Source organism: Pelagibacterium mangrovi (assembly GCF_036662815.1).
Taxonomy (GTDB): Bacteria; Pseudomonadota; Alphaproteobacteria; order Rhizobiales; family Devosiaceae; genus Pelagibacterium; species Pelagibacterium mangrovi.
The window spans coordinates 1-10,269 of the sequence record NZ_JBAFXA010000019.1 but is presented as its reverse complement, the minus strand read 5'-3'; the positions used below and the strand labels follow the sequence as shown (position 1 = coordinate 10,269).

At 60.5% G+C, this 10,269-nt stretch carries 11 protein-coding genes and 1 pseudogene; 5 read left to right on the top strand and 7 right to left on the bottom strand.

What is annotated here, in order from left to right; genetic code table 11:
- On the top strand, nt 1–352 hold a 352-nt coding region (locus tag V4T21_RS19035; RefSeq protein ID WP_332719899.1), incomplete at its 5' end, for a transposase.
- 15 nt (nt 353–367) lie between these two features.
- Here the strand turns inward: V4T21_RS19035 and V4T21_RS19030 are convergent.
- From V4T21_RS19030 to V4T21_RS19010, 5 genes are all read right to left on the bottom strand, one after another.
- Nucleotides 368–799, bottom strand: coding sequence for a hypothetical protein (locus tag V4T21_RS19030; protein WP_332719897.1), 432 nt, complete (start codon nt 797–799; stop codon nt 368–370).
- A 141-nt stretch (nt 800–940) separates the two neighbouring features.
- Nucleotides 941–1,945: a Bug family tripartite tricarboxylate transporter substrate binding protein gene (locus V4T21_RS19025; RefSeq protein ID WP_332719895.1), complete on the bottom strand. Its 1,005-nt coding sequence runs from the start codon at nt 1,943–1,945 to the stop codon at nt 941–943.
- A gap of 11 nt (nt 1,946–1,956) precedes the next feature.
- Nucleotides 1,957–3,501: a tripartite tricarboxylate transporter permease gene (locus V4T21_RS19020; RefSeq protein WP_332719893.1), complete on the bottom strand. Its 1,545-nt coding sequence runs from the start codon at nt 3,499–3,501 to the stop codon at nt 1,957–1,959.
- A gap of 10 nt (nt 3,502–3,511) precedes the next feature.
- Nucleotides 3,512–3,958, bottom strand: a complete 447-nt coding sequence (locus V4T21_RS19015; RefSeq protein WP_332719891.1) for a tripartite tricarboxylate transporter TctB family protein — start codon at nt 3,956–3,958, stop codon at nt 3,512–3,514.
- On the bottom strand, nt 3,955–5,670 hold the full coding sequence (locus tag V4T21_RS19010; RefSeq protein WP_332719889.1) for a hypothetical protein: 1,716 nt from the start codon (nt 5,668–5,670) through the stop codon (nt 3,955–3,957). Before V4T21_RS19010 ends, V4T21_RS19015 begins: the two co-directional genes overlap by 4 nt.
- Before the next feature lie 145 nt (nt 5,671–5,815).
- On the opposite strand from V4T21_RS19010, the gene V4T21_RS19005 reads away from it, so the two are divergent.
- Nucleotides 5,816–6,721, top strand: coding sequence for a LysR family transcriptional regulator (locus V4T21_RS19005; RefSeq protein WP_332719887.1), 906 nt, complete (start codon nt 5,816–5,818; stop codon nt 6,719–6,721).
- Nucleotides 6,722–6,879: 158 nt separating this feature from the next.
- On the opposite strand, the gene V4T21_RS19000 is transcribed toward V4T21_RS19005, so the two are convergent.
- Both V4T21_RS19000 and V4T21_RS19240 read right to left on the bottom strand, forming a co-directional pair.
- Nucleotides 6,880–7,020, bottom strand: a complete 141-nt coding sequence (locus tag V4T21_RS19000; RefSeq protein WP_332719885.1) for a hypothetical protein — start codon at nt 7,018–7,020, stop codon at nt 6,880–6,882.
- A gap of 493 nt (nt 7,021–7,513) precedes the next feature.
- Nucleotides 7,514–7,687: a cupin domain-containing protein gene (locus V4T21_RS19240; RefSeq protein WP_440589680.1), complete on the bottom strand. Its 174-nt coding sequence runs from the start codon at nt 7,685–7,687 to the stop codon at nt 7,514–7,516.
- 38 nt (nt 7,688–7,725) lie between these two features.
- Between V4T21_RS19240 and V4T21_RS18995 the strand changes: the two are divergent.
- From V4T21_RS18995 to V4T21_RS18985, 3 genes and pseudogenes are all read left to right on the top strand, one after another.
- A pseudogene (locus tag V4T21_RS18995) lies at nt 7,726–8,477 on the top strand (IS701 family transposase); the annotation flags it as partial.
- A gap of 610 nt (nt 8,478–9,087) precedes the next feature.
- Entirely contained in the window at nt 9,088–9,630 is a 543-nt protein-coding gene (locus V4T21_RS18990) for a hypothetical protein (protein ID WP_332719883.1), read from the top strand.
- 213 nt (nt 9,631–9,843) lie between these two features.
- Nucleotides 9,844–10,236 (top strand): hypothetical protein, encoded by a 393-nt coding sequence (locus tag V4T21_RS18985; RefSeq protein ID WP_332719881.1) that lies wholly within the window; start codon nt 9,844–9,846, stop codon nt 10,234–10,236.
- Nucleotides 10,237–10,269 lie beyond the last annotated feature (33 nt).

Sequence of the window (10,269 nt, the reverse complement as noted above, 5' to 3'; positions counted from 1 at the left end):
CCGCTACAAGAATTACCGCTGCTCGGGCGCCGACCGACAGCGGATCATGACCATTGCCGCCAACGAGTTTATCCGCCGCTTCCTGCTGCACGCTTTGCCACGCGGCTTCCACCGCATTCGGCACTACGGCCTGCTCGCCGGCAGCGCACGCAAGACCAACATCGCGTATGCCCGCGAGCTCCTGAACGCCATCCCGCCGCCTGATCACGCCACAGCCGAAGATCCGTCGGACGTTCGCCCGCCATGCCCGTGCTGCGGCGGCCCCATGATTGTCATCGAGGTCTTCAAACGCGGGCATCAGCCCCGCGGACCGCCAAATACGATGGCAACGAACCGGGAGAATGCGCCATGACCCGGCATGGCTCGCTCAGCCATATGGCTTCTTCAAACCAGCGGCGGCCAACGGGATGGTGTGCGCCGTGTCGAACGGCGAGCACTCCCAGTCGGACAAGCGCACGCCAGAACGCCTCAAAAAGCTCTGCGGTCCAGCCTGCAAGCAACGTGATCGCTTACATCGGGCCAATACACGTTCCTCAAGCCGCTCACTCCCTGGCAGCCCCAAAACATAAAACCCCATAGCCCAAAGCATGCCGACCGCAGGTTCCTGCATGAGGGGTTTTCGTACGCCTGACGGCACCCGAAAACCTTCACCAAATCGGTCATTCAAGGCATGATTGCGGATGACCAAAAGCGGCCATTCCATCAATGTCCTGCTCATCGTTTGCTGGAAAGTCGCTACCAAAGACGACGCCACCAGCCCAATTGCCGATATGCAGATCTGCAACTGGCGAAACCTCAATGGCACTATCGGCTAGTAACCCATCTTGCCCCCGTGCAACCATTGTCCAAATGCCGGTCTCGCTACGGCAACAGGCGATAAACAGAAGACAAGACGAATAACACCGCGGAGAACCGCGGTGTTAAATCGATTTCTTGTCGTTCAGTTCTGCTGGCTTTGGACCAGTTCCAGAATGCCTGTATCGGTGACGATCGCAGTCCAGCGATCTCCGGCATCGGACCAGCGCTGCGCGAACTCGGCGCTGTCGAGATATTCCGGATCGGATCCAAGGTCTCGGATGGCCAACTGAACCTCTTCGTCAGCCATTGCCGCCCCAAAGGCAGCTTCCAGCCGCTGCAGCACTTCCTCGGAAATGTCGGCCGGAGCGCTGACGCCGGTCCAGGAGGCGATTTCAATGTCGTAGCCGAGTTCTTGCGCGGTTGGGATATCGGCCAGAACCGGATCGGCACTGCGTTCGGCGGCAAACATTACGAGCCCGCGCACCGCACCGGCCGAAATCTGGTCCTTGTAGTCCACCGGGCTGCCGGCGGCGGCGGGGATGTGGCCGCCGAGCAACGCCGTCATCAGCGAGGAGCCGCCATCGAAGACGACATGCGGCATCTCCACACCGGCGTCCAGCGCCAGTTGGGCTGGTCCGAGATGAGAAGAATTGCCCACCCCGGTGATGCCGTACTTGACGAAGCCAGGCTGAGCCTCGGCCGCCGCAAGAACATCTTCGAGAGATTGCCATTCAGAACCGGCATTGATGGCCAGCATCGGCGGTGTCACTGCGAACTGGGCAAGCGGCACCAGCGCTTCCGTGTAATCGTAGCGGACATTGCCGTAGATCGGCTGCAGCACGGCCGTGCTTGTGGTCATGCCGATCGTGTAGCCATCGGGGTTAGACCCGGCGAGTTGGTTGAGACCGAGCAGCGTGCCGGCGCCGGCCACGTTCTCGACCACGATCGGCTGGCCGAGCTCTTCCTGGGCCTTCTCGATGACGATCCGACCAATAAGGTCGGTCGAGCCACCGGGTGCGAACGGCACGATCATTTTTATCGGGCGTTCGGGATAGCCCTGCGCATAGGCCGGGGTGCTCAGGCTGGCGGCGGCGATGGCGGCCAATGCCATCATGCCGGCTACACGGCGGTTGAAGTTCAAGATCATTTCTACTCTCCCTAAGTTGATGGTTTTTGCGGGTCGGACGGCAGGCCCGGCACCGAAAGGGCAAGTCGCCTGGTGCGATGCGTCCAAATGAGGAAGGCGCCCCGTGCGATGATGAAGATGATGGCTAGAACCAGCATGGCGCCGCTCAGCGGCCTTGCGAACAGGCCGAGCAGATCTCCGTTCAGAAGTACCATGGATTGGGTGAAGCCGCGCTCGACCATTGGCCCTAGGAATACCCCGATGATAAGGGGCGCCAGGTGGTATCCGGTGGCGCGCAGGACATAGCCAAGAAGGCCGAAGGCCACGGCGAGCCAGATATCGTAGATGCCGTAATTGATGAAGAACGCACCCAGCAGCACGAAGACCGACACGGCCGGCATCAGATAGGAGAGCGGGACGCGCAGCACCGAGGCGAAGACCCCGACCAGCGGCAGGTTGATGATCAGCAGCAGCACATTGCCTATGAACATGCTGGCCACCAGACCCCAGAACAAATCGGGGTGCGACGACACCAGCGTGGGACCGGGTGTGATGCCATGGATCAGGAAGCCGGTCAGCAGCATGGCAGCGCCGGAATTGAACGGTATGCCCAGGGAGAGGAGCGGGATCAGCGTCGAGGAATCCGCGCCGTTATTGGCCGATTCCGGGCCGGCGACGCCTTCGATGGCGCCTTGTCCGAACTGGTCCTTGCCGCGGCTCCATCTCTTCTCGACGAAGTAGGAGAGAAAGCTCGAAATCGTGCCTGAAGGTCCGGGAATTAGGCCGAAGAGGAAGCCGATGATGCTGCCGCGCGCGATTGCGGGAACCGCGCGGCTGGCTTCTTCCCTATTCGGGTAGAGATCCTTCAGCTTAACCTTGGGTGGGCTGATGGCGTTCTCGCGATCCGCTGCGGTCTGAAGGATTTCGGCCAGGCCATAGGTCCCCATGATGACGATGACGAAGGGGACCCCGGCCAGCAGCACGTCAGAAGAAAAGGTGAACCGTTCCGCTGCCGTCATTGGATCCATGCCGACCGTGCCGAGCATGATGCCGATGATCGCCATTAGGCCCGATTTGATGATCGAGCCGCCGGTTACCCCAGCAAGCACCACAAGGGCCAGCAGGGCGATGCAGAAATATTCCTGCGGGCCGAAGGCGAGGGCGGCGCTGGAAATGGTATTGGCCAGAAGGACGAGCCCAACGAGCCCGATCAATCCGGCGACGAACGAGCCGATGGCTGCGATGGACAGGGCAGCACCGGCACGGCCGCGCTTGGCCATGGGATAGCCTTCGACGCAGGTGACGACCGAAGCTCCCTCGCCGGGTACGTTAAGCAGAATGGAGGTGGTGGAGCCACCATAGGCGGCGCCGTAATAGATGCCCGCGAAGATCACCAGGGCGGTGAGCGGTTCAAGGCCGAAGCTGATGGGGATCAGAAGCGCGATCGTGCCCGATAGCCCCAGGCCCGGCAGCATGCCGGCAAGGGTGCCGAGAAGAACGCCGATGCCGGCGGCCAGGATATTGGTGGGCGTGAAGGCGACGCTGAGCCCGTGCAGCAGGAGTTCGAGGCTGTTCATGATGTTATACTCACGGCAGCGGCAATTGCAGGAGGTAGCGGAACAGCACGTAGACTAAGCCTGTCGTTGCTGCGCTGACCACGACGGGCACGATCCAGCCCTTCCCCTCATAGATCTTGACGAGATAGAGCATCAGCATCGCCGTGGCCGGTATGAAGCCGAGCCATTGCAGCGCCGGCACATAAGTGATGAGCCCCAAAACGAAGAACACCGCCCGCAGCGGCGTGGCACCAAATTCGGACCGGGTGCGCTCCTTGAGGATCACCATGAGGAGATTGGCGGCGGCGAGTACTACCCCGGCCACCCCGGCGATCCTAGGTAGAAAACCTGCGCGCGGATTGTTCCAGGCACCAAAGGAAAGGCCGAATGCGGAATAAAGATAGAAAGCGGCAAAGATCAGGAGTCCTGCGGCGACTATGATGCGGGCCCTATCGGGACTATTGGCGGTGATGTTCATGCGGATACTTCTGCGGGCAATGCGCAGCTCACAAGTGGCCGCAAGTCGGCTGCCAAGGCCTCGACCCGCTCGGGGCTAAGCATGTTATAGACCACGAAGCGCTCCTGAGTCGTCTGCGCGTAAGAACGGAATTCCGCGGCCAGCTCGACCAGTTCGGCCAGTTCTCTCTCGAGCAGCCCCGGCGCTTCCAAAGCCAGCGGACCCGTCCGGCCCTCGCTGAGATAGCGGCCCAGCATGCAGGCGCGGACCACTCCTCGCCACCCGCGCACATAAAGAACGAAGGCATTCATGGCTCTGCAGAAGCGCGTATAGGCCTCGTCGGTGAGGGCAGGTGGGCGGAGCGACAGCTTGTCGAGCGCCGCCAGGACTAGATCCACCGCCTCGTCCTTCTCCCGGAAGATGCTGTCGAGATTAGCTTCGTCCGCCGCCAGCGCATCCCACTTTTCGGGTGCCCAGTCGCGCAGGCTGTTTTTTTCTTCCGCTAACCAGAACGCATGGGCGAGGCTTACCGGATAATTGCTGGAATCGGAAAACACACAATCCTGCACGAAGACCGATTTGGCAACCGTCTGCCAGCTCGTCGAGAACAGATCTTCGACCCAGCGCGCTGCCGTCTCGATATCGGCATCGGTGGCCGTCGCCTCCACCATTTCCTCGTCAACGAGGTAGCGGCGATAAATGGCACGGGCGCTGGCCTGCCCGTCCCGGGCAATGGCGGCGCCGGCATAAAGGTTGATGTAGTTGAAATTGGCGAAGCTGGAATGGCCGTCGAGGCTCTCCCAATCGGTGCGCAGGATGATGCCGCTTGCGCCGGCCTTCTCCGCTCTGGCCATCCGCTGCCGGTAATCCTCGATGATCACCGCGATGCCCACGCCCCAGCCGAAATACTGACCCATCGTGTCGTATTCCATCCACTGGGCATGCGGACCGACATCGCCGAGCCGCGGATTGTCCGGAAAGGTCGGATAGAAATCGTGCGGCGTGTTCTTGAGCGATACCACCACGTCTTCGGGCAACTTTTCGATGGTTTCGGCGAGTTCGGCCTGCGCCTTTGCATCGAACACGAAATCGCGCACGATCAAGGTCTTGCCCGCTTGCGTGATTGGCTCGTGCATGGCCATCAGCAGGTCACGATACCAGCTCTGCGGCGTCGCCGCGCGGCATCGCTCGCACTGGCAGCGGTTCGAGGAGATGGCAAGGCGGCTCTCCCCTGTGCCCGGCGCAGTGATGATCCCTGCAAGGTCCGGCAGGTCCTCGAACAATTCGCGATACTTGGTCTTGATGAACTCGGCCCAGAACGGATCGCTCGGGCACAGCGTACCGTCCTTGGTCAGTTCCGGATAGAGCTCGATGAGAATGTCCGGAAAGGACAATTCCTTGTTCTCGAAATAGACGCTCGTTCCCTGCCGATTCGCCATTTCGATGATGCGGCGGAGATAGTCGCGCCGCTGATAGGGCCCGCTGCGCCGCGTGGGCGTATACTTGTAGAGCTTGCGGAAAATATCCTGGTAACGCTCAAAGATATTGGTGGCATCGCCGCGCGAGCCGAACAGGGCGCCAGGATAGACGATCTGATCGACGATATCGTTCCGGTGCAGCACCAGCGTCGTCATGTCGTGCCGCCGAATGAAACCCAGCGCACGCACCACGTGGTCGTAATTCCACACATAGCCGCTGTGGATTTCGAGGGCACGGATATTGAAACGGGTCATTGACTTTCCTGGATCAAGGAAAGTCAATGCGCAGCGGCGCTCTTCCTCCCTCGATGTTCTTATGTTTGTTGCCGTCAACTTGCGCTGGCAATGCCCACCTGTCGACAGTTAAAAGCGGGGAAGGTCATAACCCGGAGGAATGGTCATGTTGAACCTGCGGCAATTGGAAGTGTTTCGTGCAGTCATCTCGAGCGGCAGCTTCACGGCCGCCGGACAGCAATTACAGATGTCCCAGCCTGCGGTCACCAAGGCGATTCGGCGCATGGAAGATCAGCTGGGCTTCGCGCTCTTCCTCCGCGACCGAGGCCGCATCGCCCCGACGCCAGAGGCCTCCAGCCTCTTTGCCGAGGTGGACAAGGTGTTCCACACCATCGGCATCGTGGAGAAATATGCCCATGACCTCAAGGAAGCCCAATCGGGCGTCCTGACTCTGGCCTCCACACCCACCATGTCATGCGGCTTCCTGACCGAGGCCATCGCCCGCTTTCGCCAGGAGCGTTCGCGGGTCCGCGTTTGGCTGCAGACCACGACCACAAAGGAAACACTGGCCCTAGCCGCCACCAACCAAGTGGATTTGGGCCTGATCTATGCTCCCGCCGAAGAAAGCGCCGTCCACTCAATCCCGCTTTTCGATGCCGAAGTGGTCTGCGTCGTCAGGCGCGACAATCCGCTCGTCAGCCAGAAGTCGATAGCCCCGCTCGATCTGGTCGGACATTCAGTGATCACCAATGTACGCAACCAGCCCCTGCACGATCTTGTCGACAGGGCATTTGGCGAAGAGGGACTCAATCGCCAGGTGATGATCGGCACCAACAACACCGTCACCGCCTGCGCCCTGGTGCGATCCGGCGGCGGCGTGGCCATTGTGGAACCAATGGGTGTCGCCGAACTCTTTCCCGAACTCGTCCTGCTGCCAATCTCGCCCAGCATCGTTCTCACGCCGCGTATCGTCCATTCGCGCACAGTACGGCCGTCGCGCGTCGCGCGGCGCTTTCTCAGAACCCTAAATGAAGTTCTCGGCATTCCCCAGGACGATTGCGGCCTGCATTGAAATGCACCTCCCCGCACGCCGAGAGATAGTTTTCTCCTCATGTCCACTTTTGGAATGCTGTCAACACTGCTCAACGACGGTAACGCGCCCGAGGCTGTGTGAGAACTCGCCACGGCTCGTTGTTCAGGATAGTTTGCGAAAGCGCGTGTTGGATCTGTTCATCCCGTTATCGCCTTGATGGTCGAGGCGACGCCAGCAACTGCGATAGCGCGCTTGATGTTGTAGGCCAGGATCTCCAGGCTGGTTTCGGTGGCGACGTTCTTGATCCCGCGCGTTCGGAGTGGGTGGCGCCCATCCATCCTTTGATCGTGCCGAAGACGTGTTCGACGGTGCAGCGCCGGATGGCCATCGCCTCCGGCATCGCATCGAGCCGATCCTGCATGGCATCGAGCACGGCCTCATGCTCCCATTGTCGGATACGTTTCTCTTTGCCAGCTGTGCACAGTGGACGGGATGTGCAGTCACCAGGCCTTCTGATTGAAATAGACACTGATGAGCTTGCCGCCCTCCACCCTGGCAAAGCGTTTCTGGAGCTGCGCGCCGGCAAGGCATCGATAGGTGTCGGACTCAGGCTCATGCACGAACATTGTCTTGCCCCAAAAGTCACGACCTGAGCCGGTGACGTATTCGGCTTGGGCACCATCGGGATGATGCCGGCTTCGGCGCAGGAGTGGATTTGCTCGCCCTCATAGTATCCACGATCGGCAAGGGCGATCATTTCGGAAGCGCCGATCTCTGCTTGTGCAGCCTTTGCCATCTCCAGCAGTTGCGACCGGTCATGGCCCCGGTTCGTCACCGTATTGGCAGCCGCCGCGTCGCTGCTCGCGCGCACGAGCTCTTCAAAGCCGCCGGGGTCAAAAAGAACCGCATGCGGGCCGGTCCGCGCCGGACCGAATAGTGGTGGGGTATGCCCCTCGGGCCGAAGAGCATCGCGCCCGGCCCGGCCGGGATCGTTTCCCCGCCCACCTCGAACACCACCTTGCCTTCGTGTTCGCATCCTATGTTCTCGGCATGGTCATGCCTTCATCGACCGGGCGCTCTATCTGCCGAAGGCCTGGACGGATGACCGGGATCGCCTGGCGGCAGCCCATGTGCCGGAAAACGTTCGCTTTGCCACCAAACCGGCACTGGCGCTCACGATGATCGAGCGGGCAATTGCTTCGAACGTGCCATTTTCCTGGGTGGCGGCCGACAGTGTCTATGGCGTGGGCGACATCGAAATGGCGCTCAAACGAGCAGCCAAGGGTTATGTGCTGGGCGTGAACGCCAATCATCCTTTCCGCTCATGGGCAAACCTTTGGCCGTGGCCGGAACGGCGAAGGACATCGCTGAAGCCTTGCCTGAGAATGCCTGGCGACGGCTGTCGGCAGGCGAGGGAACCAAGGACGCAAGACTGCATGATTGGGTCTATCTCGAACTCGCCGATCTTGACGCCGATGATTTCGACGCAGCTTTCGCCGGCATCTGGACGCGCGGGCTGCTGATCCCCCGTAACATCGCCGACGGTGATCTCACCTTCTTCTCAACCTGGTGTCCGGTTGGCACATCCATCGAAAAGCTGGTGACGGTGGAGGGGCATCGTTGGGCGATCGAAGATAGCTTCGAAACCGCCAAGAACGAGTTCGGCCTCGACCACAACGAAACCCGCTCCTGGCATGGCTGGCATCGCCACGTTCCGCTCGTCATGCTCGCCGTCGCCATGGTGGCCGTCATCCGCCATCGCGCCAACGCCGTGCCGCCCCCAAAAACAATGTGACCCGCAAGGCGCAAGATCGACAGTTGATCCGCTGGTCGATTCAGGAAATCCGTCGCATCGCCACCCGCCTCGCACGGCGCGCATCGAACCTTCATACATTATCGCATGGTCGCTCCGGCGACGAGCACATCAGGCCGCTGCGCAACAAGCACACCTCAAATCAAAAATGCAACTGTAATGCTAGGCTACATCTGTCGCCGCAAGCTCCCCTTCATCGGCCTCTTTGTCGACCCGTCCGCCCCAGCAGCATCGCCTCCCGCACCTGCTCAGTGCCGTTCCCAAGCCGGCCAGATCCAGAAACACCCATAGCGCGGCGTCTGCGGATCGCGGGTTCGGTCTTCGGGGACTTTCGGGCACCTATCGGCAGCCGAAAATCTTCACGGGAGCGGCCCCTAGCAGCCCCGCTGAATGGCGGCTATTTCATCTTCGGCACCTGCCCATCTGCCTGTCCGAAAACAGCCCCCTCTCAGACGTTTCACTCTTCGCATGCACCATCGGTGCACCGGTGTGCGTTCTTCAAATTTCTTTAATTTGATGCAAGATGCGTTTATCTGCGGTATTATGCTTTGGCTTATTGTGGCGATAGGTTCGAGCTATGAGGAGGGGCGACATGTCGAAACGTTCGCTGTTAAGCGATGAGGATCTCAAAAGAGGGGCTGAAACCATTGCCGCCGACGTGAATCTTCCGGACGGTCGCGTGCTCAAGCTCGCCCGCGTGATCGATGGAGGCCACCTTGAGTGGTTCGAGAAGGCCAGACGCCGAGGTCTTGAGTGGTCGGATATCGTTGACGTATTGTTCAAGGCCGGTGTGGCAAGAAGTGACGGTCGTCCCCTTTCAAGGGGGCATGTTTCATCGCTGGTCTGGCGAAAGCAGCAAGCACTTCGTGTTCGAAATCCACCTCAGGTCGTGAGGTCGAGTCCGCCGTCCCGGAACGCGGGAAGAGTGGGTTCTGATCAAGAACTGGAAGAGGACATGATCGCGCAGCCGGCCGTCGAAGCTGAACATGGTTTTGGTTCGAGCAGGGGCCCGCAGCAGTCCAAAAGCAACAAGCAGGTTCCGAGGTCTCGCGCGAAAGCGTCAGAAGATATCTCGGATCGCAACGCGATTAAGACATACGTGCGTCGCGCGGCGAAGCTGCGCCAGAACGAGTAGGCAGCGCAAACTATTGAGTGCCGCCCCCAAGCCGTTGTAACGACGCGCCCAGCCCCGTGCCGACCTGCGGCAAGCAATCACGAAATGTTTGCAGCGCTCGCACGCAAATCCGGTCGCACAATCTTTGTTCCTGAAATCGCTCATTACGGCTTGCGCTAGATTTGAAACGCAAGCTGCGGTCCTCGTAGCAGCCCCGTCGGAAACGAGAACGTTATGAACAAAATAAATGAACGCGACGCCGATGCCGCCTGGCTCAAGGCGGAGATCGCTGAGGCTGGGACGGCGCCTTTCGTCCTGGCCCCCAAAGTTTGCCGCCACACGCAGGAGGAGATTCTCAAGATCGTAGGCCCACGTCTGCCCCATGGCTCTGCTGGCGTGGCGCTGTTGATCACCACTATTGAGGCCATCGACGACGTTGGGGTCGTGCTCAAGCCGGAGCACCGCCGCGATTTCGCTGAGGGCCACTTTGTCTATATGGTGCCCCAGAAGGTCGAGTGTCTCGAAGAACGACCCCAAGGGCGTCAGGAGGTATCGCCTCGCGAGGCTGTCGTTCGAGACGGACTCTATGCCAATGTAGCGCTAGGAGCTCGACAGGCTGCGCGGTGAGAGCGAGACGATCGGGGAACGGCTGCAGCGCGA

Excerpts from the sequence above, each read along its gene's own strand:
- V4T21_RS18990 (WP_332719883.1), top strand. The coding sequence starts at position 9,088 with ATGTCGAAACGTTCGCTGTTAAGCGATGAGGATCTCAAAAGAGGGGCT.
- V4T21_RS19000 (WP_332719885.1), bottom strand. The coding sequence starts at position 7,020 with ATGGATGGGCGCCACCCACTCCGAACGCGCGGGATCAAGAACGTCGCC.
- V4T21_RS19005 (WP_332719887.1), top strand. The coding sequence starts at position 5,816 with ATGTTGAACCTGCGGCAATTGGAAGTGTTTCGTGCAGTCATCTCGAGC.
- V4T21_RS19025 (WP_332719895.1), bottom strand. The coding sequence starts at position 1,945 with ATGATCTTGAACTTCAACCGCCGTGTAGCCGGCATGATGGCATTGGCC.
- V4T21_RS18985 (WP_332719881.1), top strand. The coding sequence starts at position 9,844 with ATGAACAAAATAAATGAACGCGACGCCGATGCCGCCTGGCTCAAGGCG.
- V4T21_RS19015 (WP_332719891.1), bottom strand. The coding sequence starts at position 3,958 with ATGAACATCACCGCCAATAGTCCCGATAGGGCCCGCATCATAGTCGCC.
- V4T21_RS19020 (WP_332719893.1), bottom strand. The coding sequence starts at position 3,501 with ATGAACAGCCTCGAACTCCTGCTGCACGGGCTCAGCGTCGCCTTCACG.
- V4T21_RS19010 (WP_332719889.1), bottom strand. The coding sequence starts at position 5,670 with ATGACCCGTTTCAATATCCGTGCCCTCGAAATCCACAGCGGCTATGTG.